The 26,677-nt window shown below is 46.9% G+C and carries 23 protein-coding genes; 9 read left to right on the top strand and 14 right to left on the bottom strand.

Annotated features, from left to right (window positions below; all coding sequences use genetic code 11):
• Nucleotides 1-53: 53 nt before the first annotated feature.
• From PPA03S_RS14940 to PPA03S_RS14925, 4 genes are all read right to left on the bottom strand, one after another.
• The gene (locus tag PPA03S_RS14940) at nucleotides 54-983 is read right to left on the bottom strand and encodes an ABC transporter permease (RefSeq protein WP_062324105.1); all 930 of its coding nucleotides are present in this window, start codon (nucleotides 981-983) and stop codon (nucleotides 54-56) included.
• Between the two features lie 75 nt (nucleotides 984-1,058).
• Complete coding sequence (locus tag PPA03S_RS14935; RefSeq protein WP_062324104.1) at nucleotides 1,059-2,531, bottom strand: ABC transporter substrate-binding protein; 1,473 nt, start codon at nucleotides 2,529-2,531, stop codon at nucleotides 1,059-1,061.
• Nucleotides 2,532-2,813: 282 nt separating this feature from the next.
• Nucleotides 2,814-4,328, bottom strand: coding sequence for a response regulator transcription factor (locus PPA03S_RS14930; protein ID WP_062324103.1), 1,515 nt, complete (start codon nucleotides 4,326-4,328; stop codon nucleotides 2,814-2,816).
• Nucleotide 4,329: 1 nt separating this feature from the next.
• On the bottom strand, nucleotides 4,330-6,159 hold the full coding sequence (locus PPA03S_RS14925) for a sensor histidine kinase (protein WP_062324102.1): 1,830 nt from the start codon (nucleotides 6,157-6,159) through the stop codon (nucleotides 4,330-4,332).
• 211 nt (nucleotides 6,160-6,370) lie between these two features.
• Between PPA03S_RS14925 and PPA03S_RS14920 the strand changes: the two genes are divergently transcribed.
• Nucleotides 6,371-9,145 carry an endo-beta-N-acetylglucosaminidase gene (locus PPA03S_RS14920; RefSeq protein WP_062324101.1) on the top strand — a complete coding sequence of 925 codons (2,775 nt, stop codon included), beginning with the start codon at nucleotides 6,371-6,373 and terminating at the stop codon, nucleotides 9,143-9,145.
• Nucleotides 9,146-9,231: 86 nt separating this feature from the next.
• Here the strand turns inward: PPA03S_RS14920 and PPA03S_RS14915 are convergent, their stop codons facing one another.
• The 4 genes from PPA03S_RS14915 to PPA03S_RS14900 all read right to left on the bottom strand — a co-directional run bounded on the left by PPA03S_RS14915 (nucleotide 9,232) and on the right by PPA03S_RS14900 (nucleotide 13,136).
• Nucleotides 9,232-9,750, bottom strand: a complete 519-nt coding sequence (locus tag PPA03S_RS14915) for a DinB family protein (protein WP_062324100.1) — start codon at nucleotides 9,748-9,750, stop codon at nucleotides 9,232-9,234.
• Nucleotides 9,751-9,845: 95 nt separating this feature from the next.
• Nucleotides 9,846-10,817 (bottom strand): helix-turn-helix transcriptional regulator, encoded by a 972-nt coding sequence (locus tag PPA03S_RS14910; protein WP_062324099.1) that lies wholly within the window; start codon nucleotides 10,815-10,817, stop codon nucleotides 9,846-9,848.
• A gap of 136 nt (nucleotides 10,818-10,953) precedes the next feature.
• Nucleotides 10,954-12,489 (bottom strand): replication initiation and membrane attachment family protein, encoded by a 1,536-nt coding sequence (locus PPA03S_RS14905; protein ID WP_062324098.1) that lies wholly within the window; start codon nucleotides 12,487-12,489, stop codon nucleotides 10,954-10,956.
• 353 nt (nucleotides 12,490-12,842) lie between these two features.
• Nucleotides 12,843-13,136 (bottom strand): YuiB family protein, encoded by a 294-nt coding sequence (locus PPA03S_RS14900; protein ID WP_062324097.1) that lies wholly within the window; start codon nucleotides 13,134-13,136, stop codon nucleotides 12,843-12,845.
• Between the two features lie 231 nt (nucleotides 13,137-13,367).
• Between PPA03S_RS14900 and hemQ the strand changes: the two genes are divergently transcribed.
• Nucleotides 13,368-14,114: a hydrogen peroxide-dependent heme synthase gene (gene hemQ, locus PPA03S_RS14895; RefSeq protein ID WP_024632647.1), complete on the top strand. Its 747-nt coding sequence runs from the start codon at nucleotides 13,368-13,370 to the stop codon at nucleotides 14,112-14,114.
• Between the two features lie 116 nt (nucleotides 14,115-14,230).
• Here hemQ and PPA03S_RS14890 read toward each other — a convergent pair whose 3' ends face one another.
• Complete coding sequence (locus tag PPA03S_RS14890) at nucleotides 14,231-14,485, bottom strand: hypothetical protein (RefSeq protein WP_024632648.1); 255 nt, start codon at nucleotides 14,483-14,485, stop codon at nucleotides 14,231-14,233.
• A complete protein-coding gene (locus PPA03S_RS14885) occupies nucleotides 14,482-15,675 on the bottom strand; it encodes an NAD(P)/FAD-dependent oxidoreductase (RefSeq protein WP_062324096.1) in 1,194 nt (397 codons plus the stop codon). Before PPA03S_RS14885 ends, PPA03S_RS14890 begins: the two co-directional genes overlap by 4 nt.
• 535 nt (nucleotides 15,676-16,210) lie before the next feature.
• On the opposite strand from PPA03S_RS14885, the gene PPA03S_RS14880 reads away from it, so the two are divergent.
• Both PPA03S_RS14880 and PPA03S_RS32880 read left to right on the top strand, forming a co-directional pair.
• A complete protein-coding gene (locus PPA03S_RS14880; RefSeq protein WP_217998944.1) occupies nucleotides 16,211-17,185 on the top strand; it encodes an NAD(P)/FAD-dependent oxidoreductase in 975 nt (324 codons plus the stop codon).
• An 84-nt stretch (nucleotides 17,186-17,269) separates the two neighbouring features.
• A complete protein-coding gene (locus tag PPA03S_RS32880; RefSeq protein ID WP_157284171.1) occupies nucleotides 17,270-17,521 on the top strand; it encodes a hypothetical protein in 252 nt (83 codons plus the stop codon).
• A gap of 21 nt (nucleotides 17,522-17,542) precedes the next feature.
• On the opposite strand, the gene PPA03S_RS14875 is transcribed toward PPA03S_RS32880, so the two are convergent.
• A complete protein-coding gene (locus tag PPA03S_RS14875; protein ID WP_017692430.1) occupies nucleotides 17,543-17,686 on the bottom strand; it encodes a sporulation histidine kinase inhibitor Sda in 144 nt (47 codons plus the stop codon).
• 356 nt (nucleotides 17,687-18,042) lie between these two features.
• Nucleotides 18,043-18,702, bottom strand: a complete 660-nt coding sequence (locus tag PPA03S_RS14870) for a YheC/YheD family protein (RefSeq protein ID WP_062324094.1) — start codon at nucleotides 18,700-18,702, stop codon at nucleotides 18,043-18,045.
• Between the two features lie 235 nt (nucleotides 18,703-18,937).
• Between PPA03S_RS14870 and PPA03S_RS14865 the strand changes: the two genes are divergently transcribed.
• The gene (locus tag PPA03S_RS14865; RefSeq protein WP_062324093.1) at nucleotides 18,938-19,192 is read left to right on the top strand and encodes a hypothetical protein; all 255 of its coding nucleotides are present in this window, start codon (nucleotides 18,938-18,940) and stop codon (nucleotides 19,190-19,192) included.
• Between the two features lie 31 nt (nucleotides 19,193-19,223).
• Nucleotides 19,224-20,750 carry a Ppx/GppA phosphatase family protein gene (locus PPA03S_RS14860; RefSeq protein ID WP_062324092.1) on the top strand — a complete coding sequence of 509 codons (1,527 nt, stop codon included), beginning with the start codon at nucleotides 19,224-19,226 and terminating at the stop codon, nucleotides 20,748-20,750.
• Here PPA03S_RS14860 and ppk1 read toward each other — a convergent pair.
• Complete coding sequence (ppk1, locus tag PPA03S_RS14855) at nucleotides 20,710-22,791, bottom strand: polyphosphate kinase 1 (RefSeq protein WP_062324091.1); 2,082 nt, start codon at nucleotides 22,789-22,791, stop codon at nucleotides 20,710-20,712. The genes PPA03S_RS14860 and ppk1 overlap by 41 nt on opposite strands.
• A 248-nt stretch (nucleotides 22,792-23,039) precedes the next feature.
• On the opposite strand from ppk1, the gene PPA03S_RS14850 reads away from it, so the two are divergent.
• The 3 genes from PPA03S_RS14850 to PPA03S_RS14840 all read left to right on the top strand — a co-directional run bounded on the left by PPA03S_RS14850 (nucleotide 23,040) and on the right by PPA03S_RS14840 (nucleotide 25,622).
• Nucleotides 23,040-23,267, top strand: a complete 228-nt coding sequence (locus PPA03S_RS14850) for a hypothetical protein (protein WP_062324090.1) — start codon at nucleotides 23,040-23,042, stop codon at nucleotides 23,265-23,267.
• 415 nt (nucleotides 23,268-23,682) lie between these two features.
• Complete coding sequence (locus PPA03S_RS14845) at nucleotides 23,683-24,663, top strand: glycoside hydrolase family 53 protein (protein ID WP_245683631.1); 981 nt, start codon at nucleotides 23,683-23,685, stop codon at nucleotides 24,661-24,663.
• A 458-nt stretch (nucleotides 24,664-25,121) separates the two neighbouring features.
• Nucleotides 25,122-25,622, top strand: a complete 501-nt coding sequence (locus PPA03S_RS14840; RefSeq protein ID WP_062324089.1) for a hypothetical protein — start codon at nucleotides 25,122-25,124, stop codon at nucleotides 25,620-25,622.
• 123 nt (nucleotides 25,623-25,745) lie between these two features.
• Here the strand turns inward: PPA03S_RS14840 and PPA03S_RS14835 are convergent, their stop codons facing one another.
• Nucleotides 25,746-26,387: an NAD(P)-dependent oxidoreductase gene (locus PPA03S_RS14835; protein WP_062324088.1), complete on the bottom strand. Its 642-nt coding sequence runs from the start codon at nucleotides 26,385-26,387 to the stop codon at nucleotides 25,746-25,748.
• Between the last annotated feature and the right edge of the window lie 290 nt (nucleotides 26,388-26,677).

Raw genomic sequence — 26,677 nt, 5'->3', positions numbered from 1 at the left:
AAGTCGCGTTTTTTTACAAGTTGAGCCACAGTGGTTCACTCCTTTCCCTTATCCTAGAATAGGCTGCTATCTTTATCGATTTTGCGTACAACATAGTTGGAAATGATAACAAGTACAAAGCCCACAACGGATTGATACAATCCGGCAGCTGTACTCATGCCAATCTCACCGCTTGTTTTCAAGCCACGATACACATACGTATCAATAACATTCGTGACAGAATACAACGTACCTGAATCCCTTGGAACCTGATAGAAGAGACCAAAGTCGGCATAGAAGATACGACCAACGGCCAGCAAGGTCATAATAATGATGATGGGGGATAACAATGGAATCGTTATATTGCGAATCTGCTGCCATTTGTTTGCACCATCGATCATCGCTGCCTCATACAGCGACCGATCAATCCCCAGGATGGAAGCCAGATAGACAATGCTGTTGTACCCGATGGTTTTCCACAAAGCTACGAACACCAGGATATACGGCCAATACTTTGCTTCCGAATACCACTGAATGGGTTCCACGCCGAACCATCCAATAATTTGGTTCAACATCCCCCGGTCCATGCTCAGGAAGCTGAACGCGAAGTAACCGACAATAACCCAAGACAGAAAATACGGCAGGAACATACCTGTCTGATACAATTTGGCCAATCGTTTATTAATCAGCTCCGAGAGCAGAATTGCCAAACCTACAGCGAATACCAGCCCCAGAACAATAATGGCAATGTTATAAAAAAGTGTATTTCGAGTAATGAGCCAAGCATCGTTGGTGCTGAACAGGAATTTGAAGTTATCCCAACCTACCCATTCACTCTTCATCAGACTTGCCCAGAAGCCTTCGCGGCTGAAGCGATATTCCTTGAATGCTGCTACTGTGCCCACTAATGGCAGGTACGAGAAGAAGAAGAACCAGATGGCGCCTGGCAGCACCATGAACAGCATGACTCGGTTTCTAATCAAATTTTTCAAAAATGACGTCATATGGAGATCCTCCTTCAGGCTTGAATGAAAAAGGATCGGGCGCAACAAGCAGCGGCCCGATCCCTGAATTTACCCTTACTTATTTGCCGCTCTCCAGGCATCAAGCTGGGTTTGGGCTTCAGCCATCACTTTTTCAAGTCCGGCTTGATTGAACTTCTCAATCACTTGCTCCAAATTGGTCTCCGGGTCCAGCGTACCTGTCATCAATGCGGCCCAGTATTGCTCTTTGACATTCTGCACTGCTGTCAGTTCAGAGGACACGTTACTTGAATCAAAGTTAAAGCTCAAAATTGGGGAATTTACACCCTCTGCATTAAACTTCTTGAACTCATCCCATTTGTTATCCGGGTCATTGTTGTTCAGATACAATAACATGTTGTTACCGAGAGAGTACGAAGGCATATCGTAGTTCTTGGATTCAGCCAGATTTTCCATGTGCGTATCATCCACTTTTTTGTAGTGAACGCCCTCAATACCTGAATCGACCATATTGCGCAGCACTGGATCTGTATTCAGCAGGTTCAGGAACTCCATTGCTTTTTCTGGATATTCAGAGTTGGCCGAGATGGCCATGATCGAACCTTGTACTGACGTGTTGGTGATGATCGCGTCACTCGCTGGTGTGGAAACCACCGGATATCCGTAACTTGCCGACCATTGGTTGTCCGCGAGTGGTTGTGTCTGTGCACGATCCAGGAACCAGTTGCCTGATGTAGTCAGGTCATTGGTAGATCCTGTTGTTGCTGCCTCTGGCGATACATAACCAGCTTTGTAGTATTTGTGCATCGTTGTGAGTGCTTCTTTCATTTCCGGAGTCTCCAGAATGTTCACAATTTTATAATCCGTGGTATCCAGTTTGACTGCCATTGGCAAATTCTGAATGACATAGTCATAAGGAACATAAGGAACAAAGTTTTTATCCATTCCAAATGGAGTCACACTTGGCTCATTTTCCTTGATTGTTTTGAGCAAAGGCTCCAGACTGTCTAACGTACGAACATTGGAGATGTCCATTTTGTATTTATCAAGCAACGTTTTGTTGAAACGCCATACCTCTTGTTGAGGCAGCTCCTTGTTGGCCGGAATACCGTAGTTGTGTCCGTCTACCTTGGAACCGCTCAGGAATGCAGGATCAATGGTCTTGGTGAGATCCTGACCGTGTTTCGCGAGTAAGTCATCCAGCTCCAGGAATGCACCCTTTCTTGCATTTTGAACATAGTCAAATCCGCCGGATGAGGTGAACAGGATGTCCATTGGCTCGCCGGATGCTACATTAACTTGCATCTTTTGCGGATAGTCACCCCAGTCAACCATTTTCATCGTTACCGTGGCATTGATTTTTTCCTTGGTGTACTTGCTGACTTCTTCCATCACTTTATTGACATCTTTCTGAGGGGTACCGATGGTGTACCAGATCAGCTCGACAGCATCTTCTCCTGCTCCCCCTGATTCTGAAGCTTCCTTGGTTCCTCCACAGGCACTAAGAACAACTGTAACCGCCATCAAAAGTGCTAGAACGAGAGAAAAACTTTTTCTTTGTTTACTCATTTCCTTGATCCTCCCTTTTCGTGTTCCCTTAAGCTCTACAATCTAACTGCTTTAACCTTACCGAATGAAAGCATTTTCAAAAAGAAGATAAACTTAATATTTCGAGGTACAAATTAAAGAGAAATTCGTACCTATTCATTAATTTGTACCGTTTTGAATAAATCGCTTACATCAAAAAGACATGCTGAGTGACATTTGGCACCAATACGATGGCGTGCCCTCCTGTCCCCAGAATGTCTCATTTATTTCAGTCCACTGGTCCAATCGGTGATCCACTGGAAATTATCCAAAAACCTTAAAATCGGTTGGTGAAATTCCTACATATTTGCGGAACTGTTTATAGAAATATCCGGTCTCCCAGTACCCCACATTCCTGGCGATCTCATGTACTTTCAGATTCGAATTGCGCAGCTGCTCCTTGGCACGCTCGATCCGGTATTTATTGATATACTCCGCAAAAGTCTCACCCGTCTCCTTGTGAAACAATTGTCCCAAATATACCGGATGAAGATGGTAGTGAGCGCCAAGCAGCTTCAGGGAAAGCTCTTCTGCGTAATGTTTGTCAATATGTTGAAGCACCTGATTGACGATTGGATTCTTCAGGTCCTGAAGGAGGGACTGAATGGTCTCTGTGCCGACCTGCTGCAGAGCCTGTACAAGTTCATCAAAGGTGCCGCTGTCCAATACAAGGCGAAGTCCGCGTTGGTAAATAGCCGATTCATCCGAATGTTTGATGCCCTCCAGTTCCATCTTGAATCGAATGACTACTTCCAGTGCGATGTTCTGCAACTCAGCAGGAGTAACCCCGTCGCGGTGCTGTTCAAAATCGACCCGAATACGCTCCGCAAGCAGCTCTGCATTGCGAGATAGAATGAGCTTCGCGTAATCCTTCCAATCGATCGAGAAGGAAGAAGCAGCGCTTCCACCCTTCTCCAATATGGCATGATCGATCACTTTAAGGTCGGGGTAGATCATCACATACTGGAGCGCCTTTTTCGCCTCCTGATAGCTTGTTGGAGCATGGTGAAGTCCGCGCATCAGACTTCCTGCCCCAATCAAAGCAGAAGGATGTGTCTCACACAGCGCAGCGGATAATGCCTCAAGGCACTCCATAAACTTCTTCTTCTCATCCTCGCCTGCATGCACATTGGCAACAATGACGATATCTCCATCAATGTCATGAAATACGTTTACATAAGACTTTTCCTTGAGCATACCCTCCACTCGCTCGAAGATGCCGGATGTTTCCCCTTTAGTGCGCAGTACAGCTACTGCAACATCAGGTGCATCCAGCGAAAGATTCAAGAACTGTGCCCGTTCCTCGAATTCCGTGGCCGCAATCTGTCCCGTCAGCCATCGGTGAAGGATGTTGTCTTTCAGAATCTGAACACCATAAGCATCATCCGTTTGAGGAGACAACGCATGGTCGAGCTTGGAAGCCGTATTGCGAAGCGTTGATTCCAGCTCTTCCACATTGATCGGTTTGAGCAGGTAATTTTCGATGCCTAGCTGCATGCCCTCCTTCAAATACTCGAACTCATTAAAACCACTAAGAATAATCACCTTGATGTCAGGCTGCAATTGCCTTGCTTCCCGAATCAGATCGAGACCATTCATGAATGGCATGGATATATCCGTGATCAGAATGTCTACAGGCTGCGCAGATAAAGCATTTAATGCGGCCTGTCCATTGCCGGCATGGCTTACAATTTCCATATCAAACGACGACCAATCCAAAATATCGTACAATCCTTCAATGATGAACGGTTCATCATCCACAATAAATACCTTGTACATATTAAATACCTGTCCCTTCTGTATGAGGATAACGTACCCTGATCAGGGTTCCTTCTCCGAGTGTACTCTCGATCGTGATGCCAAATTCCGGTCCGTATAAGAAACGCAAACGGGTATGAACGCTGCGCAGTCCGAACATCTGGCCCGATTCTTCCGGACGTTCCAGTTCTTCAAGAATCTCCGTCAGGCGCGCAGGCTCAATGCCTTTGCCGTTATCTCTAACCTCAACCTGCAATACGTCATCCAACTCTTCAACAACAATTGATAATTGGTTATCCGAACGTTCCGTCTGGATGCCGTGCACCACATAGTTCTCAATAATGGGCTGAAGGGATAGCTTGACCACCGGATGTTGATTATGTTCAGGGTCCAACTGAATCGTATACATGAAGATGTCTTTATAGCGAATCCGGAACAGCTCCAGATATAAACGGCAAGCTTCCATCTCGTCTTTTAACGTATAGTTTTTCTTTTGTTGAACAAGGCTCTTGAATAACACGGATAAACTGTAGATCATCTCGCCGACATCCTTCGCTCCCTGCGAAATCGCCCTCATCCGAATGACCTCGAGCGTATTATAGAGAAAGTGCGGATTAATTCGGGCCTGAAGTGCAACCAGTTCCGTCTCCTTTTGTTTGATTTCGGCTTTGTAGACACGTTCAATATACTGATTAAGTTCATCCAGCATATCATTAAAGCTGTGCGAGATCTGTCCGAGCTCATCATCACGGGCATCATCGATGCGTGCTGTCAGGTTGCCGTATTTCACCTTTTGGGTGAAACGAATAATTCTTCGGGTACGTTTGGCAAAATTAATAATAAAAAACGCCGGAACCAATACGGCAAACAGGAGACATATGATGCTGATCGAAACGATGGTATTGCGTGTACCCGCGTAGGCTTCCGCCATTTCATCCACAGGAACCGTGCCCACAACCACATATCCCTGATCTGCAGAGACAAATTTATTCACATACATGTTCTGTTCCTTCTTCATCGAATCCATATCCGTCTGATCAAACAACGAATCGGCCACATTCAGGTACGGGTATTTCTTCCCATAATAGTTGCTGTTGGAGTCGAATAAGACCGTACCCTTGGCTGACAGGACTACAATCTCTCCTTTGAGGTTACTTTCGTAACTATCGAGAGCATTGCCAATGCCGGCAGAGTCAAAGAATACAAGAAACTGACCCAAATTACGAAGAGTCTGTGTATTGTTGATGGGCACACGAATCGCATATAGCGCAGGATCCCATTGATTCATTTCTTTACGAATCCAATAGTTTGGTGCGCTGATATTCGGTGTCTCCATCGCCATGACATCAGGAATATAGGAATGGGCCACATTGGTGTTCAACTTTCTGAACTGCTTATGTTGATTGAAGGAGGACAGATCCTGCCGCTCTGCACTATATAACATCACTTGGTTGATATCCGAATTGCGATCCATGATGTTCTGAAAATGCTTCAGTACGTCAGCAGAGTAATCATCCTGATTCGCGTAATACCCATTCGTCACATGCTGCACATATTCGGCATACGTGTGGTTCATCAAATAGGTAATATTGGCTGACAGCGCCTCATTCTGATGCATGTCCCTTACCATGTTTTGCACCGATTCATACTGCTGATGCATATATCGATCAACACTCTCCATAGCTGCCTTCTGGATCGCCAGTTCCCGGCGAATCGTTGCATCGGACACCGACAGGAAGATGATATAAGACAAGGTGATAATCGTTACAATCGAAATCATGGAGAAGATGAACAGCATCTTCATAAACATATTATTTTTGAAGAAATTTTTGTAAACGCTAACAATTTTCAAATCGCAAGTTCCCCCCGCTGCTCATTTCATGTCTAAATTATATCATCTGCCTTCTGACATTAACTTGTCACCTGGAACTTTTCTTTAGTTTATACCTGTGTTTCTTTAATTTCACCCTATTTGAAAATGCTTTCATGCACTATCGTTGACCATAAGTTAATTTTTGTGTAAAAGAATACCTTACATTCATTCGACTTGAAGGAGGAACAACATGACACGCAATTCCAAACCCAAAGGCTTCATTCCCAAGGTCACCGCTATGGTACTCACTTCAGCTCTGCTTGGACAAGTCATTGCCTCATCCGTGTATGCCGGAGACACGCTCCCTTATACGGGTGACAGCGCCAAGGGAGTAAATCAGCCTTATCAGCATGGCTACACCGCTGCCCAGATTCTGAATTGGACACCCGAAAGTGATATCCATGGTGATCTGCTTCGTGCCCATGTCCCTTTGCAGCCACGCAATGATGCCTTTGCGGCCACGCAAGCTTACCCTGAACTCAGCCCGGACACCCAGTTGTTTACGATGAGTGGGGATTACGGCAACGCGTTCTTTGACAGCACTCCTTACACGAACGAGTTCAGTCAGTATCTCTTTAATTATTGGCAATATACAGACTATTATAGCTATTGGCATGGTATGGCTTCTGCTGGCGTGCCTGAGGAATTGTATGACCCCAATAAGGATTGGACGGAAAAATACTTTGAGTTTGGCATTTTGAATATTCCAAATCCGGCCTACACCAATGCAGCACACAAAAATGGCGTAAAATCCATCGCCAACATCTTCTTCTCCGATAATGATCGCGGACCTCAAACCTACAAGCAGATGCTTGTGCAGGATGAAAAAGGGGATTTCCCAGTCGCTGCCAAGCTGATCGAAATGGCAAAATATTATAACTACGATGGATATTTTTTCAATCAGGAAGAAGTTTCCAAAGGCGTAGCCCCTGAAGATATCCCTTCTTACAAGAAATTCATGAAATATCTCAGAGACGCAGGATTATATGTCCAGTGGTATGATTCGACCATTAATACAACGGGCAAAATTCAATACCAGAACCAGTTTAACGGACTTAACAGCCCTTTTGTGCAAGATTCTGCATTAGGTAGAGTCTCGGATTCGATTTTCCTGAATTATGTCTGGAACCATGACATGCTGCGCGATTCTCGCGATCATGCCGTTAGCCTGGGACTCGATCCACTGGAAACGGTATTTGCCGGCATCGAAGGTGGGAATGACCAGTTTGGCCGCTGGAAGCAGCTCTACGATTTGCGCAACAATCTGGACGAGAACGGCCAGCCGATGAACAGTATTGCAACGCTAGGTGCCGACTTTACCCATAATGCTCTGGATGAAGAGATGGGCGACGGCAGCACCAATCATAGAGCCGAAGATAAGTACCAGTGGATGACCTTTGTGCGCGACCGCGCCTGGTGGTCAGGTCCGAATCAGGACCCAACCAACGCACGCCGTACATCATCCGCCGATCTGTCCGATGTGTATGCTTCCGGTGCAAAGTGGGACGGCATCGCCGCTTACCTCACCGAACGCTCCGTCATTCATGGCTCCAATTTTGTGACCAACTTCAATACAGGCCATGGTCTGCAATATTATGAGGACGGAACAGTCTCCAATAAAACCGAATGGTCCAATATTAATATTCAGGATATCCCGGTCACCTGGCAGTGGTGGATGGAAAGCCAAGGTGACAAACTCACTGTTGATTTTGACTATGGTCCAACCTATGAAAAAGGTGCCCGCTATACTTATGATTCGATTGGTGCGTTCACCGGTGGCAGCTCTCTGGTCGTCAACGGACGTCTGAATGCGGACAATTTCCTGCGACTGTACAAGACGGATCTGTCGATTAACGCCCAATCCAAACTGGAACTCACCTATAATAAACCGTCTGTCAACGACGCTTCCTCCATGTATGTCGGACTAATCTTCGAGGATGAACCAACCAAAGTGGTCAAAGTCAAAGTGCCAGATTCAGGTCAGCACACGTCAGGCTGGAAGACTACTTCACTCGATCTGAGTGCATACCAAGGGAAGGCCGTTGCAGCTTTTGGTCTATCCTTCGACCCTAACGGCACTACGATTGAAAAATATCAGATAAACATTGGTGAGATTCGTATATCTGACGGTTCTGCCGCCAAACCGAATGCTCCAACCGGATTCCATATTGCCAAAGCACTGACCAACACCGATGAGTTGGTTGTCGTATGGGATATCGAGGACTATTCGAAGGTTAAGCAATATAATCTGTATGAGAACGGCGCTTATGTCGGCGGCGTGTATGACTCCACATTTTATATTAAATCGCTCAAACATACCGCTGGCGAACTGTCCATTCGTGCTGTAGGCGCGGATGGTACCGAGAGTGAAGCAACCGTCCTGTCCTATGATCTGAATGCAGCTGTTCAGGACATTGATGTGAAATTCAATAACAATGGCGATGCCATTGTCCGTTGGAAAAACCCGAAGAAGAACAAAGGCAAAGACAAAGGTAAAGGTAACGAGTCAGTCCAGATCACACTTCAAACCGAGTATACGAAAGAACCTTTCACCAAGACACTTCAGGTTAAAAAAGGAAAACAGTCTGCCATTCTGAAGGGCCTTCCGACCAATGGTGAACATTACGTCCTGGATATTGCCATTGGCAAGCAGCATCCAGTCACAACAACCGGACAACTGTCAGATACTCAGATTACACCATACGCCAAGGAAAAGGTTACGGTAAAGGATGGAAAGTACACCCTCGCATTGCCTGATTTGGAGGATTGGTACAAAATATATGTCTATGAAAATGGGGTACCACGCGAATTCGGAGTGACTTACGTATCGCAGAAATTCCCTTATATCATTCGGGGCAGAACGAAGCTGAGTGAGCTGACCTTCACGCCTGCGTCCAGCAGCAGCTCTCTGAAGCTCGTTATCGAAGATTATGTCGGCAATAAAGCAACGACGATTCTGCGATAAAAGGGATGCCATTATCCATTAATTAAAAAAGAAAACAGGCGAGTCTCCATGGATCAGGGGATTCGCCTGTTTTTGTCTTAATCATTTTAACGTTGAACTTTCTGCTGTTCCAACAAGTAAAATATGTAATCCGTTGACACACCGGTATAGCCTTGTTGCCTCAACATCGCAGTCACATTGCCCCGGTGATACGTCCCGTGGTTGACAACATGCTGCAAGATATCGGAAAAATGTGTTTCCATTTTACCGCTTTTCGGATGCTCGATCGTCATCTTCTTATCCGGGTCAGGCGTATGCCTCAATAAATCGCGGAAACGTTCGGAAACGCTGTCGAACAGCTCTCGCATCTCATTCACGGTTTTGCCCTGTGCTTCCTCTGTCCAGCCCGAGATTCTCGAGAAAATCTCCTCGTTCGGAACTTCCGCGAGCAGGAGCATATAGAGCTGTTCGAACAGGTACATATGTGCACATGTTTGTGATACGGATGGGAACACGCTCGTCACTTCCGCATGGAATACCTCCTTCGGGAGCTGTTCCAGGTGTGTGAACAACCGATCATTCGCCCAAACATGATAGTCATAAAGTCGGTATGGTTGTTGAAGCATCAATGAATTCACCTTTCCCTTCTTCACATGGTTTGGCTGCCGCAGCCTTGTCTTTATCATATAACAAGTTCACTGACAAATGTTGTCAGCGAACTTCAATCCACATCAGCTTCATAATGTTTGGCGATACCGTATGCCTTTTCCTGAATCCGCCGCTTCAACTCCAGTGGTTCGCGGATGCGAATGGCCGTGCCGAACGTCAGGAGATATGTCGGTAAGTATTTGTTCATCGTCGGAACATCGATCAGAAACCGTGCCTCCCGATCGGTTCGTTCCGTCAAATAGTGGCGCAGATGCCAGTGGCCGCAAACTATATTAAGCGTGTCAGGCTGCCCCTCGATACGGATAACCGTCAGCGGTCCATCTGCCTCACGTCTCTGGTTGGACTGCTCACAGAAAAACGCGGACGCAGAGAAAGACTCCGGCTTGCCAAACCTCGCTTCGGTTGACTCCAGCCGTTCGATTCGTTCGACGCGAAACGTCCGCATCGCCTGCGACCGATGGCAGAATGCGACAACGTACCATTCGTTTCGGTCATACGCTAGCCCATATGGATCGACTTCACGTTCGTCAGCCTGCTCCGCATTCGCTTTGCGATAGACCATACGGACCGTACGCCCGTCGTTCGTCGCTTGTTCCAAGTCCCGCAGCAACGGAACAACAGAAGGTGCACGCGCTGAAGAAACGACGTCCAAGCTGCTCTGGTGGCGAGACAGATCGTGGCGCTGCTCCTCGTGCAGTCCGTTCTCCACCTTCTTCAACGCATGCTCCAGCTCCTGCACATACGGATAACCAGCACCTTGAGCAAATTTAAACGCATCCACAAGTGCCTTCAGCTCTACGGAGTTGAAGAACAATGGCGTTTCCTTAAAACTCTCCAGAATACGAATACCGCCATCATGACCCGATTCCGCAACGACCGGCACGCCACTGGCGCATAATGCGTCAATATATCGATACACGGTACGGACGCTAATCTCCAAACTGTCCGCAATCTGAGCGGCGGTGAGCTTTCTTCCGGATCGCAGCATCCAAAGCATAGACAGCATATTATCCCATTTCGCCATCGGGGCCCTCCTCTTTTCCTTGAAAGAATAAAAGTCATTTATGTATTGTTCAAAGATATAACACATAATCATCTAGCAAAAAAGGCAAGTCTCCTTTGATTTAGGTGACTCGCCTTTGGGTCTTCTATAATAAAAGTTATGAGGTTCCCTTTTGCTTGCTTGCCTGCATCTGCTGGGCGAACCTCATCATCTCTTCGAACTCTTCTTCGGATACGGCATCACTTTCGGCGCCTATGTCTTGTACAATCGGAATTTCGGGTTTGGCTTTGGTTCCTTTGCCGTATGTACGGGAACGGGCTCCAGCTGCACCAGCAGCCTGTTTGCCTTTGACCTTGGCTTGATCGCGAATATATTGTACCGCCTTCTCATAGGAGTTCACCTGCTTAAGCAGCATGTTGGAGGCAATGGCCTCAACGAAGTTGCGGTTAATTCTTTGCTCACCGCCGGATACAAGCAATGCCATCAAATAATGAATCAGCACATTAATCACTTCACCAGGCAGCTTGTAACTGAGATCGATTTTCTCAAAAATGTCCACCAGGTTGTCCGGTACGGCTCCAGGGAAGAACGTCTGAAGCAGTCGGGTGTAAGGCTCATTGCGCAGCATCATATTATATTGATGAATATCACACTTGGTCGAAAATTGCGGAGGCACCTCGACGTAGTATTCCATTTGTACCACGTGTTCGACAGGCGGCTCACCAGAGTCCTCTTTTCGCTCAGGTTCCTCCATATGCTGTCTTAGAGCAACAACCTTCGCTGCCTGCACCGTCTGCTGCTCATGGCGCTTCTTGGTCTGTCTGAACTGCAGGCTTGCCTTGTGTTGAAGATCATCCAGCACGAGCTGTCCCTGTGGGTTGAAGATATCATCCTCATCCAGCAAACGACATACATCCTGTACGCTGAGATTGAACTTGTTCACCACATAATTCACAATGCCGAGTTGTTCATGATCGAACCGTAGTTGCTCCACATGACGACGATTGACCGACTCACGCGGAAAACGCAAGATAATGTCGGCATAATTCAAGCTGTTCTCTTCGGCTACACCCGTTGTTCCGCTGCGCTGAGCCGAAGTCGATACTTCCGATAACGCCTGCTCCAACTCATAATCAATGACATGGGTGTTCAATTCAAATATATCGTAAAAAGGAACAGAAATATTCTCTTTATTGGCGGCCGGGTAAGGGGCTTCACCGCTCTCTATGGCAGAAAAACCGGAACGCAGTGAGAGTACGGCGAATTTGCCGATCTTGTCACGAAGCAGCAGTGTCAAATGCTGTGTACGGAAAAACTCTGCCGGAGAGAGCGGCGGCTGCAGCTCATATTCATAGATGTAATCATCGTTTTCCGGAATGTACAGCCTTGCCGTCTGAAGCAGTCCCACAGCCTCCAGCTTGGATGCCTGCTCCACCAAATACTTTCGTCCTTTCTCGCTTGGCTCAAGTCCAAGCGTCATGAACAGCCTCCGTTGCTGTTCAAGCGCCGAGTAACCGACCTGTTCACCGGGAAGATGCTGAAAAAGCAGTCGATACAAGCCAACCGCAAAGGCACCTACCATGGGCTGATACGCTCCGGTAAGCATACGGTCATCCAGGGCACTAAGTCCAAACTCCCGGTATACGCAGTAGCGATGATGTTCAGTATAATGGTGCATATTGTTCATGCGCATAGCTTGATCTCCTTCTCCCCAAAAGTATGTTTATCTATTCTATCATAAATGTCCGATCCTCAAATGCTCAAAAACAGGTAAAAAACGAACCTGTTCTCGCTCCATTTCGTCCTAGGTCGACAGCATTCACGTTTTCGCAGAGTTGCTAGATTACTATAAAAGATTACAGCCATAGAAAACAAGTGACGATCTGGAGAATAGCTGTCCCTAAGTATATGAGGTGCAGCCCGATAATAATGCGTACGATTTACTGCACGCCAAAAAAGCCTCCCCTTTGCATTCGTAAGCGTTTACGACAAAGGCAAGACCTTTAGGGAATGTTACGGTCAGCAAAAACTTCCTTTGCCGGCCAATTAAAACATTTTGTATCCACCCAGACGAAGTTTGCGAATAGTCCAGCCACTAATAATGGCTCCAGCAAGTCCAGCTATGCCTGTCATATAGTCTACAATATGGAAGGATCCCAAATGTGACATCAGCGATGCCGTATGATCCCACAAGGAATATACCACGACAGGCAGAATGACGATGATGAACAGATAGGAAGGGAACCAGGTTGTCTTCATCAGCATATTCAGAATGAAACCGATACCAAACATCATAACGAAAAATAATACCATCAATACCAGCACAGGTATGAACTGCATCGGGTGACGTTCACCTCTTCTTTCACTGACTCGGTTTTCTCACACTATGGATAGTAGATAGTGTACCGCAAAAAATGTGGCGAAGCAACGAACTTTCTGGACAAATTTCCCTATAATCGCCCTCTGTTCATTTGCCCTTCTGCTTCCTGTTGGGATACAATAAAGACGATAATGCATTCAACCGTCCCTTACCGGGATTTGGAAATATACCCTGCAGGAGGAATACAATTCATGAACGAAGCCGCATCAACATTGGAGGGCTGGTATGCCCTGCATGACTTCCGCTCGATTAACTGGGCCGCCTGGAAAGCAGCCGATGATGAGGAACGTGCCGTAGCACTGGACGAGCTGGAGGAATTCTGGAAAGAATGGAAGGAAGTCGAGAATTCATCCCAAGGGAGCACAGTCGTATATACGGTTGTAGGCCAAAAAGCTGACCTTGTCATGATGCATCTGCGTGAAACGCTGGAAGATCTGAAGGCCGTTGAGAATGCCTTCAACAAAACGATGTTTGCCCAGTACACGACCAAATCGTATTCTTACGTCAGCGTAGTGGAACTGAGTAACTATTTGGGCAAAGAAGGCGAAGACCCGATGCAGAATCCGGAAATCATCGCCCGCCTCAAGCCGGTCCTGCCACAGCGTCAATACATCTGTTTCTACCCAATGAACAAAAAACGCGAGCTGAACGACAACTGGTATATGCTCTCCATGGATGAGCGCCGCACCATGATGCGCAGCCATGGCATGATCGGTCGCAGTTATGCTGGTAAAGTGAAACAGATCATTACGGGCTCCGTTGGTTTTGACGACTGGGAATGGGGCGTTACGCTGTTTGCGGATGATGCACTTCAATTCAAGAAGCTTGTATACGAGATGCGCTTTGACGAAGTCAGTGCCCGTTATGGCGAATTCGGCTCTTTCTATGTGGGAAGCTTGCTGAACGAAGAAACACTGGAAGACATGCTCAAGCTGTAGGAGCCAATTGCAAAATAAAGCACCGCGACATCTCCTGTAAAGGTCAATGTCGGCGGTGCTTTTTTCATATCTATACTATATTCATATATATCGTCTTGAACGGATCCTTCTAAATCTTAATCCTGATCCTCTTCATCAACCGCTTTCAGAGACTCCAGAAATTCGGCCGTTGCCCGGTCACGGTCACGTCCCTTCTCCTTAAGCCGCTCGATCGCTGGCAAAATGAGAATATCGACTTCCTTCTGAACAATATAAGCCAGATCGTACTGATCCTGTTCCTCCAGATAACCGCCAACCTGCATCAGGGCGTTGTATCGATCCAATTCTTCGCGTGTGAGTAGTCCTCTGACCTGAACACTGCAATGTCTCATCCAAAAAACCGCCCTTTCTTCAGTACGAGGGGAATACCACCGATGATAAACAAATACCGGAGATCCACCAGTTTCTTCAGTTGAGCTGCCTTCCAGCCTTTGTATTTCTTACCGCCAACGACGGCGATAGCTTCACCTTTCCCCAGTGACGCCACCGTACCCTTACTTGTAAATTCAAAAGGCTGAGGCTGCTTCTTGCGGATGGCTGCGACAACGTTTTTGGCACAGTTAACACCCTGCTGCATTGCGATCTGAGCGGTTGGCGGATAAGGCCGCCCTTCGTTGTTAAACACCAGTGAATTGTCACCGATGACATAGACATGCTCATGCCCTGGGGCACGCAGATATTCATCGACTTTCACCCGTCCACGCATCACTTCAAGGCCTGCCTGTTCAAGCAAAGCGTTACCCCGAATACCGCCGGTCCAGACGACCGTTGCTGCATCCAGTTTTTCTCCCTCACCCACAATGACCCCGTCAGGCAGACATTGCTTAATCGGAACACCGATTTTGAAAGTAACCCCTTTTTTCTTCAACACGTTCATTGCATGTTCTACCAGTTCCGGATCAAAGCCCGGCAGGGCTGAAGGTGCAGCTTCCACATTATAAATGTGCACGTTTTTCGGGTTCACATCGAATTCCTTGCAAAGCTGAGGAATTCGATCCGCAAGTTCAGCCACGAATTCGACACCACTAAAGCCCGCGCCTCCCACAACAAAACGAATGCGGTTACGCTTATTATCGTTTTTGTACATGGCAAACTGATATTCGATATGCTCACGAATCCGTCTGACCGAGTTAATGCTGCGAATGGTCATCGCATGATCAAGCATGCCAGGAATACCGAAGGTTTCCGGTTCTCCGCCCAATCCAATGATCAGATAATCATAGGATAGCGTGCCGTCCTCCAGAATAATCTTCCGATCCTGCAGGCGGATCTCCTTCACCGAAGACTTGACCAGATCAATCTTGAACTCGTCAATCAGCTTTGAAATGGGAACCCTTGCATGTTCAATGGTATCTGTGCCCGCTGCCGGCATATGTAGATGTGTGGTGATATAATGATAATCATGCCGGTTCACCAAAGTGACATCGGCCTCGTTATAATTCAATTCCTTCTGCAGCCGCTGGGCTGTCAGAATCCCGCCATAGCCCGCGCCGAGGATGACGATTTTGGGAATACTGCTCATGTCTATACCCCTTCCGGTTTCGCTCGCATCAGCCGTTCGATTGTTTTGTTGTAAAAAGGCTCTTACTTACCCATATTGATGAGGTCTTATCCATTATGACGACAAATGTTAACTTCGCGAATTTATTTGAACTTTTTGCATGCAAGTTATCGGTTAAAATTGTGAAATTATACACAAGATTCAACAAAACGCGGGTATTGTCTTCACATTACAAATTGGAGCTAAATTAGACAAAAAAACACATAGTACAGGTCAAGGATATCTGTATTTCTGGCAAATATCAAGGTTTTTTTTGTTATCTTTCATAACCTTTCATTTCCAATTTCATCCTATTATCACCTGATGTTCATCTATTGTTCCCAGATTCATCAAACTGTCAACTTTGCAACCCTGTATACACCGTTTATAATGAGAAAGACAGTTCAGCAACAACTGCGGGTTACACTATGTACCCGGTTCCACTATTTCTGTTAACTACCTATTAAAATAAGAAAGGTGTTGTTGATTCTTGACTGCACAAACTGCCGGTCATGACATGACCGATTTGCTTATTATTGGCGGCGGCCCTGCGGGCCTGTTCGCCGCGTTTTACGGAGGGATGCGCCAGGCATCCGTTACTTTGGTTGAAAGTATGCCACAACTTGGTGGACAACTTGCCGCCCTCTATCCCGAGAAATACATCTATGATGTAGCCGGGTTCCCGAAAGTTACTGCTCAGGAACTGGTGAACAACCTGGTGGAGCAAATGAATCATTTTAACCCGAACATTCGCCTGGAAGAAAAGGTTGTGTCGGTAGAGAAACTGGAAGAACGTCATTTCGTTGTAAAAACCGATGTGAATGAATACCATGCCAAAGCCGTAATCATCACAGCGGGTGTAGGCGCGTTCGAACCCCGTCGTCTGGAGCTTGAAGGTGCGGCCAAATTTGAAAAAACCAATCTGCACTACTTCATCAGTGATCTGAACGCCTTTGCCGGCAAAAAAGTACTGATCAGCGGTGGCGGTGACTCCGCTGTCGATTGGGCGCTCATGCTTGAGCCGATCGCTGAGCAAGTAACTCTCATCCATCGCCGCGACAAATTCCGTGCCCATGAGCACAGTGTCGAAAACCTGATGAATTCCAAAGTGAACGTGGTTACACCTACGGAAATCACGGAACTTCATGGGGAAGACAGCATTACCAAGGTGACTTTGGCTCATGTCAAAACGAAGGAAACCCAGGAAATCGAAGTGGATGATGTGATCGTCAATTTTGGCTTCGTATCTTCTCTGGGACCGATCGCTGAATGGGGCATCGAGATCGACAGCAATTCCATTGTCGTCGATTCCCGCATGGAAACGTCAATTCCGGGCATCTATGCTGCCGGAGATATTACAACCTATCCAGGCAAGCTGAAGCTGATTGCTGTCGGATTCGGTGAAGCACCAACCGCAGTCAACAATGCCAAGGTTTACTTCGACCCGGACGCCAAGTTGTCCCCGGGACACAGTAGTAACATGAAGCGCTAACTCCTTATGGAATCATATAGAATATAAAAGACACAAAAAAGGGTATCTTACTCCTGAATGAATCCAACATCAGGAGGGATACCCTTGTCTTATATATGCCCGCTGTGTAACGGTCTGGTTGTACCGGAGCAGGCTTGTCCCCACTGCCTTCAGGGACTGTCAGAATGCGGCAAATTGGACGATTACACCGGACCATACAGCCCCTACGTATTTCAAACTTCCTCTGACATGGCAGACGAAGCCGAAAACGTTTGCAATCATATGATGTTCTGTCACCACTGCCAGACAAGCACGCTATGGCCTGTCCATCTATGGGACATGTCCGGTAACCTGTAACATTGCCTGCAATGAGGATCTCTAGTGAAGAATGGCAGATACGTCGGTACCCAGTTTGCGCTTATGGATTTCTGCCAACAGCAGTGCGATGAAATCTCGTTCGAGATTCAACTCAATCGCCTTATGGTAGGAATCCAATAACATCTCATCGGATAACATAGCCATTTCCCGCCACAACCTTTCCTTTTTTTTCCTCAAAACTATCATATCAGAGATTTATAAAGAGAACAAGCGTTCTTGTTATCCACAACGTTTTGTGGAAATCCTGTGTATAGTTTGTTGATAAATGGTAAAAATGTTGATTGATCAACGGGGATATTGTGGACAGTATTTATACACAGGACCGTATCCTATCGAACAGAACGTTTATCAGAGTATTTTTTTTAGAATAAATTCATAGTTTCAAGACTTGCTTGCGAGTAAATTACCCGCACTCCTTGATTTTCAAACGTTTTCCATCTCGTTTCCTTCTATTTTACTATCGGATTTTCTTTGGTTTTTTTTAGATTTTTTTGCTATTTTCATTGAGGTCTGGTGTTCACTTCCAGAATCCAGATCTTGCCTGAATGATCCAATCCGTAATCGAAACCTAGCTGCCCTACCCCTGGAAATTGTCTTTCCATAATTTGTGTGCAGGTGAGTGTAAGTGAACGCATCTCCCGGCGTTTGTGTCTTCCGGAAATATGGGGCAGCGACATACCGAGTGCTCTCCTGCCGGAAAGCATTGTGCCTCCCTTGCTAAGATTCGTCACAACTAATCCCGGGCGCGCAAGCCTCCCTACCAGGGAACGGAATACCCAGCCCCTTTCCGTTTTGACCACTTTGACACGGTAATCCACCGGTCTGCCGTGGATCGTCGCAAGATGAACACCTTGCTGAATCAGGTATCTTCGTCTGGCTTTTACACGGATCAGGGAGTGATACATCTGGTTGTAGCTGGTAAAAGAACGAGTGACCATCATATGAGTGTACCGATACGTTTCTCCGCTTGCGGATACTCTGATGACACCGTACCCGCCACCTCCGACAACCGGTTTAATATATACCATTCCATAGCGGCTAAGCATGTGCAGCAGATTTCTCGAATTGAATGCCATCGTCTGTGGAATATGGACAGCCGCTACCGGATATTTCATAAGTGCTGCTGTCTTCAGCCATTTGCTTGCAAGCTGTCTCGACATGGGTCAATCTCCTTTCCTGAACAATGGTCCTTCCTTATACATACTCAACTGGAGTCATGCTTTCTTGGATGTCTGTCCAAGGCGAGGGCCCCTTTTCCGTGGAGATCGTCCAGAAGCGTGTCCCAAGGTCGGAACATGCGCCCGGTCTGCTTTTCAAACGCATCAAACTGTCGTATGCTACTAAAGAATGGTATGGAAAGGCTTAAATTGAGGATCTAAGGAGCGTTCAGAACAAATGGAAGCATTTTTCAAATCACTGTATGGCGTAGCTTATGTTGCAATGTCGATCGTTCTGGTAGCCGTTACGGTACTTCTCTTTGTTACAGGTATTCGACTGTTTATCAAAAAACGTAATCGCGGGTTTGCCGCAAGCTGTATTATATTTGCCTGTTTCATCGTCTTCATCATTGTAGTAATGTTAACCACACCCTTCTCCTCCACGCCTCCGGGTTCGCCGGAAGCCATGGCTGCCTTGCTGCACTTCGGGTAGGGTAGATCAACCTCTGTAGAAGGAGATGCTTATGACACATAACGAAACACTTGGAATTATTGACATCGGCTCCAACTCCATTCGTCTCGTCATTTATGAAATGGACCCTGACGGAGCTTACCGCATCATTCATGAAGACAAATATGCCGCTCGTCTGAGCAATGTCGTTGAACAAAACGGCACCATCCTGAGACATTCACTGGATAAAGCCATTACCATTTTGCAGCAGTTCAAGGCTACCTGCGAAGCGTATCACACCAAGCTCATCCGGGCTGCGGCTACAGCAGCGATTCGTAATGCTGGCAATGCCCTCGAAATTATAGGTTGGCTCGAAGCGGAGACGGGACTTCAGGTTGAACGAGTATCCGGGGATCAGGAAGCCTATTACGGTTTTCTTGGCGTTACACAATCGATTGAACTGGCGGACGGTTTTGTCGTGGATATTGGCGGGGGAAGTACCGAAATCACTGTATTCCGTGATCGTAAAAGACTGCACAGTATTTCACTTCCTATCGGTGCCGTTAATTCATACGCCCGTTATGGGACGGAAGATCAGTGGTCTGAGGCTAATGCTGCTGCACTTTGCAATGAGGTTATTGAAGCATTAAGCGAACAGGACTGGATAAGGCAGCATCCGGGCCTGCCTCTCATAGGGCTTGGCGGGACGATGCGTACACTGGCCAAAGTGGAGCAGAAGCGAACGCAATATTCTTTACCGGTTACACATCATTACGAAATCGGTGCAGAAGAAATGGAAAATATCGCTCGTTCATTGCCGCATCTAACCTCGGCACAGCGCAAGAAAGTCCCCGGACTGGCCAAGGATCGTGCAGATATTATTGTTCCGGGTGTATTGATTCTGCGGACTGTCTTTCGAATGATCCAAGGTGACCGGTATGTTGTGAGTGGAGCGGGTTTACGGGACGGTTTGTTGCGAGATCTCATGGCTGAAGGTAAGCCAGTCGTTCCAGACGCACTGAAGGACAGCATTCGTAACTTCATCCATTTCGGTCCGCCGATCCCGGAGAACCGTCTGCACCGGGTTCATCAGGACACAATCACGATGTATACTGCTTTGCAGGGCACCCCCCCTGATCCGGCAGATGCCCGAATTCTGTATGCTTCTTCCATGCTGCATATGGCTGGAAAACAGATTAACTATTTCCGGTATCCACAGCACTCGGCCTACTGGATCATGAATGCCAGTATCTATGGGCTGTCTCATCGAGAGACCATCCTGAGCGCGATTGCAGCTGATTACCATCCCAAAAAGAGAACGCCTCAGCTGCTTCAGAAGCACCGGGACGTTCTGAAGGATTCAGATGAACGACATGCGCATCGCCTGGGCTCTCTGCTGCGAGTGGCCGAAGCCATTAGTCGGTCTGAACGTATTACCGCCATACAGGCAGCAAAAGAAAACGACTCGCTGCAGATGCAATTCATCTGTACAGGCGAGCCGTTACTGGAACTGAGCAGCCTCGATGAGGCCGTGAAAGATCTGCAGGAAGCCTGGGGAGTTAAGTTATCGCACTCCATTCAGCAGGCTTCCAAGGAATAATGCCGAGCGCCTCCGTCTGACTTCTCAGCGGGGGTTTTTCATTTTGTACAAATACATAATTACCACCTGGCATAAGCTCTCTTGCCTTCACATTATCCATAAGCGACAGATTCAAAATGTCGACCAGCATCTTCTTCAGTTCCGGATCAAATACCGGACACATCAATTCAATTCTCCGCTTCAAATTACGGGTCATCCAGTCTGCGCTGGACAGATATACATCCGGGTTACCGTTATTTTCAAAATAAAACAGTCTGGAGTGTTCCAGAAACCGGTCTACGATGCTAATTACCCGAATATTCTCACTCAGTCCTTCTACCCCGGGACGCAAGCAGCACACGCCGCGTACGATCAGATCAATCTGCACACCAGCCTGAGAGGCCAGATATAATTCATCAATGATGTCCTGATGGGATAAGGAATTGATTTTGGCAATGATTCTGGATTTTCTCCCCTTCAGGGCATGATCCGTTTCGCGGCGAATTAGTGCAAACAATTCATCCTTCATACCGTCTGGAGCGACGCGAAATGCCTGCAACGCTTTCGGTCCGGAATAGCCGGTAATCTCATTGAACAATTCCGATGCATCTTCACCAATAATGGGATTGGAGGTGAACAGCCCCACGTCGGTGTATACTTTGGCCGTACTTTCATTATAGTTGCCTGTTCCGACATGCACGTATCTTCTCAGACCGCTCTGTTCCCTGCGTACGACGAGAATAATCTTGGCATGGGTCTTTAATCCGACCAAACCATATACGACATGACAACCGGCCTTCTCCAGCGTGCGGGCCCACGCAATGTTTCGTTCTTCATCAAAGCGGGCTTTCAATTCAACGACAACGGTCACCTGCTTGCCGCTCTCTGCTGCATGTGCCAGTGCAGGAATGAGACGGGAGTCCCCGTTCACCCGGTATAACGTCATCTTGATGGCCATCACGCGCGGGTCTTCTGATGCCTCCAGGATAAAGTCCGTTACCGGTTCGAACGACTCATATGGATGATGAACAAGTACGTCGCGTTTGCGCAGCAGTTCGAAATGACTCTCGCGTGGAAGGAATTCCAGCGGGTATACCGGCTGCACGGGAGTATATTTTAGATGAGAGAACCCATCCAGACTATCCACAAATCCAGCCAGAAAACTTAAATCCAGCGGCCCATCGATTTCGTACACGGGGTCCTGAATATCGAACTCTTCCTGGAGCTCAAGCAACGCGTCTGGGCGAAAATCCTTGCATATTTCCAGTCGTACCGGCGCTCCCCGGCGTCTGCGGCGCAGTTCCTTCTCAATGGCTTCAAGCAAGTCTTCGGCTTCCTCTTCATTAATGGAAAGATCCGCATTCCGGGTTACGCGGAACTCCTGTACTGCCAGCGGAACGTACCCGCTGAAGAGTGTATGAATATGATGTTTGATGAGGTCCTCTATCAGGATGAACGTTTTCTTTTTACTATTCGCCCGAAGGGGCACCTGCACCACCCGTGGCAGATTGGAAGGCACCTGAACAATTGCCAAAAACGGCTCGTCTTCCTGCTCCCCTTCCTTCTGCAGCATCACCGACAGATAAACAGACTTATTGTGTACCAGTGGGAATGGCCGGCTCGAATCAATAGCCATCGGTGTTAATACCGGAAAAATGATCTCATGAAAATACTGGTCCATTGCACGCTGCTGGGTCACATTGAGATCCAAATATTCCTGGAAATTCACGCCTTTCTTGGCCAGCAGGCGAATGAGTTCCCGATAGGTTTTATATTGCTCGGCGACCATGGTCCCGGTACGTTTAATCAACCTGCGGTACAGACCGGAAGGCGTGTACCCCGTAAAATCTTTTTGTGTGAATCCGGCCTTGATCTTCTCTTTGGTCTCAGCCACTCTTACACTTACAAACTCGTCCAGATTACTGGCGACAATGCCGAGAAACCTCATGCGTTCCAGCAGAGGTGTTGTTGGATCTTGAGCCTCCTGGAGCACACGTCTATTGAATTCCACCCAACTTAAATCACGGTTAACGTAGTTGCCTGTTTTGACATCTCTATGCATGTATGGCCTCCGAATGTGTTGCGTATCTATCCTTGTTTAGATGTTCTCAACTAATTGTACTATTCGTAATCGGCTACAAGCGTCATCGCAGTGTAAATGCTATGTAAAATTTATGTAAATGATACCTTATGACGATAACTTTTTCCATCCCTTTACAAAGAGAAGTAGACAGAGTAAAGTGATGTACAGTGTAAAATGGTTCGTTTCCTGTTCTCATTCCAAAATAGTATTTGTTAAAGGAGTATATAATGAAATCCAATAAACCTAGAACGTTACAAAAAAATATAGAATTTTTCACGGCTGCACTCTCCCAATGCACGGTAACCGCATGGCAGGAAGATCCAGCTGGCGTATACTGCGAGGTAGGTCGCGGCATTGTGGAGCGGATCAGCGAAGACAGCGTGCGTATCCGCAACGATAACGGTACGAAGAGTCATTATGATCGGGATGTTACGATGTTCCAGACCGAAAAATAATTTTGATTAATTATGAAAAAGGACTAGCTTTCCGGGAAAGAGTGTTGTATACTCTTGCCACAAGGAAAGGAGGTGCGTCAACATTTCTAATGACATGTTGAACGTGTCCCTTACCCGATCCACTAGCTCAAATTAAATGAGTCTGGTGGAGGCGCGGGATACGGATCAAGGTTTCAAAAAGCGCCACGGGTAGAAAAGCCGTCTTCGGACGGCTTTTTGTTTTGTCTTTTTTCCGGGAGTGGTTAAAAAAACAACCAAAATATTGGAAAAGGACCCTGTAGTTGAGCAAACGATGCCCGATATAATGAGGATGCAACTAACTCAATTTTCGAGGAGGCATATTGTAATGCTCAGAAATGTAAGGGGTTTCAAAACATCCATTGCTTTGGTCTTTGTTTTGTTATTTACCTCCATTATGCTGCCTGCTGGCCAGCATGCCAGTGCAGCACCCAGCTTCGCCAAAGGAGCCGATATCAGTTGGGTTCCCGGAATGGAAGCGCAAGGTTACAAATGGAAAGACAAAAACGGTGTACAGCGTGATATTATCGATATCCTGAAAAATGATTATCAGATTAACTCCGTTCGTATCCGTGTGTTTGTTAATCCTTCGAATGATTATGGTAACGGTTACATGAACAAAGAACGTGCGGCTGCACTGGCTCAACGTGCCAAGAATGCAGGTATGAGTGTTATGCTCACGCTGCATTACAGCGATTCCTGGGCTGACCCGGGTCAACAAACCAAACCTGCGGCCTGGAAAAACTATACGTTCCAGCAGCTGATGGATGCTGTGTGGAATTACACACGTGAAGTCATGACCGCCATGCAGAGTAAAGGTGTAACTCCGGATTGGGTACAAATCGGGAATGAAACAAGTAACGGCATGTTATGGGAAGATGGCAAAGCGTCCACCAACATGAAAAACTATGCGTGGCTGGTGAACACAGGCCATAATGCCGTGAAGTCCATCAGCACCAACACCAAAACCATTGTACACCTCGCCGGTGGAGATGATAACGCACTCTATGTATGGAATATTGGTGGGCTGATCAATAACGGTGCCAACTTTGACATGATTGCCATGTCCCTCTACCCTTCCGCTTCCGGTTGGAATACGGCAGTTACGAATACGGTAAACAATGCCAAGGATTTAATTAACCGGTATGGCAAAGAGATCATCATATCCGAAATCGGCATGGACAATAACCAGGCAGCGGCTGGCAAAAGCTTTGTGGCGGCGATGAAAAACCAGATTCGCAATCTGCCAAACGGCAAAGGTAAAGGTGTATTCTACTGGGAACCTCAGGCAACACCAGGGTACAACGGCGGCTACGGCAAAGGCGCATGGCAGTCCAATATGATGCCCACGGTGATCTTGGAAGGATTTGTTGACTAAACACGGGAAAAGTGGCTGATGAGCAGCAGGAGGCCGTTACGGGTACGGATCGTTCTTTCGATCGCTGGTTGTCCCCGGATTTTTTGAATTCCCCCATTTGCGGGGAAAATCCGCTGACAAACGCGAACGCTTTGCTTCTTCAGAATCGATTCCGTCCCCTCCACTACGTCGGCTGCTTATTAGACACTTCAAAACGTGTTAAGTCACACGGTTGGGTAAGGGAAAAGGCGCTGCTCCAATTCCGGAGCAGCGCCTTTTTGGGGAGTTGGAGTAAGCTAGGCTAAAGCGGTTAGTTAGTTTAGTTAGATCGATTCGTTGGATTGGTATCTTGTTAATTTGGAACGCTAAGATGAACTTGGACGTAAATAGTATATTCGCTTATACACCAATATAATAAGGTAATAAGATAAGATTCAGGCAGCACATGCATGACCTTATTCCAGAAGGTGGGGAAACGTATGGGATTTTTAAAAGAACTCGGCCAGTTTGCTGGAGAAGTTACCGGTAAAGTTCTGGGTGGTACCGTCCGAGTGGCTGGTGAACTTGCAGGAAGCCCATTCATTAAAGAAATTGGTGATGGCGTAGAGAAAGCTACGATTAACACAGGGAAAACCGTAGGACAACTTGCTAGCGGAACATATGACATGGCCAGTGGGATGATCAGAAAAGACGATGCAACATTAGACGCAGGACTTGCCGATATCGGAGGCGCTGTTACCAATACAGCTAAAGGTGTTGTAGTATCCGCAAAGTATGTGTATACAGGTGGTAAAGATGTTGTCGTTGGTTTGCAAGAAGAAGATATGGAGAGAGTAAAACTTGGGGCAAAACATCTGGTTGCCGCTGCGGCCGTCACGACGTTAGCTGTAGGACTTGTTGAGGTCATGGATGGTGCTGAAAGTATGGATTCGGCGGAATCCATAGATAACACGATTACACATGACGCTGCACCTCATTAAGTCACGTAGGCTATGTCCAGCATATCCCGGATTATGCAACACAACTCATAACGCCATTACAAAACGGCCGCTAATCCCATAAGATTAGCGGCCGTTTATTTGTCTATATTATGTTAAGAGCAATTACTTTGCTTCGCCAACAACGGTAAAGCGTTTATTTTGGTGCTGCGGGTTCTCAATCTCATCCACCAAAGCAATGGCATAATCAGCATAGCTAATATAGCTGTTGCCTTCACTGTTGACCATAATGACGTCATTGCCTGACTGGTATTGGCCAGTGCGAGTACCTTCCGGGTTAAAGAAGCCAGCCGGGCTCAGGAACGTCCATTGAATGCCGGAGGATGCTTGCAGATCCTGCAGATTTTTACCTTGGTTAGTTGCTGTTGCTTTGTATGCATCAGGGAATCCTGGGGAGTCCACCAGGCGCAAGGTTTGCGTTTCATCCGTGAACAGACTGCCTGCTCCACCAACAACGATCAGACGCGTATTAGGCGCATCCTTCAGGACCTTGATCAGGGCTTGCCCCACTTCAACATGCAGGTTTTCTTTACCTGCTGGTGCACCGAACGCATTGACGATTACGTCGAATGATTTGACATCTTCACCTGTAAGGTCGAATACATCTTTCTCGAGCACATTCAGGCTCTTATCCTCCACTTTGGATGCATTTCGAACGATGGCTGTAACCTCATGTCCTCTGTCCGCAGCTTCTTTCAAGATCAACTGTCCCGCTTTACCTGTTGCACCAATAATGCCAATCTTCATCTCTAATCTCTCCTTTGATTTGTAAATTCAAACTCTATGTTGTAACTATAATGGTTACAATATATCTTGTCAACTATCACGATAAACCCCTGTCATCCCAAAAGATGAAAAGGGGTCCTAGGTATGACCTAAGGTCTGTGATTATACTACACCATCACGCGCTCTTTCACTGTATTGCCTGTAGTGTCTAGGAATATCCGCGAAAAGGTCAATATTATGACGTTGATCAAAATAGCTGACGCGCTTGAGATCGACGACATATCGGAGCTTATCGTAATAGAAAAAGACTA

The sequence above is a fragment of the Paenibacillus pabuli NBRC 13638 genome, from assembly GCF_001514495.1.
Taxonomy (GTDB): Bacteria; Bacillota; Bacilli; order Paenibacillales; family Paenibacillaceae; genus Paenibacillus; species Paenibacillus pabuli.
Note: the sequence above shows the minus strand (reverse complement) of the source record. Positions and strands in the feature narration are given on the sequence as shown.

What these genes read in the sequence shown, in the direction of transcription:
- PPA03S_RS14885 (WP_062324096.1), bottom strand. Translation starts at nt 15,675, where the DNA reads ATGAGCAGTATTCCCAAAATCGTCATCCTCGGCGCGGGCTATGGCGGG.
- PPA03S_RS14910 (WP_062324099.1), bottom strand. Translation starts at nt 10,817, where the DNA reads ATGGCGAAATGGGATAATATGCTGTCTATGCTTTGGATGCTGCGATCC.
- PPA03S_RS14930 (WP_062324103.1), bottom strand. Translation starts at nt 4,328, where the DNA reads ATGTACAAGGTATTTATTGTGGATGATGAACCGTTCATCATTGAAGGA.
- PPA03S_RS14870 (WP_062324094.1), bottom strand. Translation starts at nt 18,702, where the DNA reads ATGTCGAGACAGCTTGCAAGCAAATGGCTGAAGACAGCAGCACTTATG.
- PPA03S_RS14900 (WP_062324097.1), bottom strand. Translation starts at nt 13,136, where the DNA reads ATGCAGTTCATACCTGTGCTGGTATTGATGGTATTATTTTTCGTTATG.
- PPA03S_RS14850 (WP_062324090.1), top strand. Translation starts at nt 23,040, where the DNA reads ATGAAATCCAATAAACCTAGAACGTTACAAAAAAATATAGAATTTTTC.
- PPA03S_RS14915 (WP_062324100.1), bottom strand. Translation starts at nt 9,750, where the DNA reads ATGCTTCAACAACCATACCGACTTTATGACTATCATGTTTGGGCGAAT.
- PPA03S_RS14845 (WP_245683631.1), top strand. Translation starts at nt 23,683, where the DNA reads ATGCTGCCTGCTGGCCAGCATGCCAGTGCAGCACCCAGCTTCGCCAAA.
- PPA03S_RS14880 (WP_217998944.1), top strand. Translation starts at nt 16,211, where the DNA reads ATGACCGATTTGCTTATTATTGGCGGCGGCCCTGCGGGCCTGTTCGCC.
- PPA03S_RS14890 (WP_024632648.1), bottom strand. Translation starts at nt 14,485, where the DNA reads ATGAGACATTGCAGTGTTCAGGTCAGAGGACTACTCACACGCGAAGAA.
- PPA03S_RS14840 (WP_062324089.1), top strand. Translation starts at nt 25,122, where the DNA reads ATGGGATTTTTAAAAGAACTCGGCCAGTTTGCTGGAGAAGTTACCGGT.
- ppk1 (WP_062324091.1), bottom strand. Translation starts at nt 22,791, where the DNA reads ATGCATAGAGATGTCAAAACAGGCAACTACGTTAACCGTGATTTAAGT.
- PPA03S_RS14875 (WP_017692430.1), bottom strand. Translation starts at nt 17,686, where the DNA reads ATGGCTATGTTATCCGATGAGATGTTATTGGATTCCTACCATAAGGCG.
- PPA03S_RS14905 (WP_062324098.1), bottom strand. Translation starts at nt 12,489, where the DNA reads ATGCGCATGAACAATATGCACCATTATACTGAACATCATCGCTACTGC.
- PPA03S_RS14940 (WP_062324105.1), bottom strand. Translation starts at nt 983, where the DNA reads ATGACGTCATTTTTGAAAAATTTGATTAGAAACCGAGTCATGCTGTTC.
- PPA03S_RS14860 (WP_062324092.1), top strand. Translation starts at nt 19,224, where the DNA reads ATGACACATAACGAAACACTTGGAATTATTGACATCGGCTCCAACTCC.
- PPA03S_RS14935 (WP_062324104.1), bottom strand. Translation starts at nt 2,531, where the DNA reads ATGAGTAAACAAAGAAAAAGTTTTTCTCTCGTTCTAGCACTTTTGATG.
- hemQ (WP_024632647.1), top strand. Translation starts at nt 13,368, where the DNA reads ATGAACGAAGCCGCATCAACATTGGAGGGCTGGTATGCCCTGCATGAC.
- PPA03S_RS14835 (WP_062324088.1), bottom strand. Translation starts at nt 26,387, where the DNA reads ATGAAGATTGGCATTATTGGTGCAACAGGTAAAGCGGGACAGTTGATC.
- PPA03S_RS14920 (WP_062324101.1), top strand. Translation starts at nt 6,371, where the DNA reads ATGACACGCAATTCCAAACCCAAAGGCTTCATTCCCAAGGTCACCGCT.
- PPA03S_RS14865 (WP_062324093.1), top strand. Translation starts at nt 18,938, where the DNA reads ATGGAAGCATTTTTCAAATCACTGTATGGCGTAGCTTATGTTGCAATG.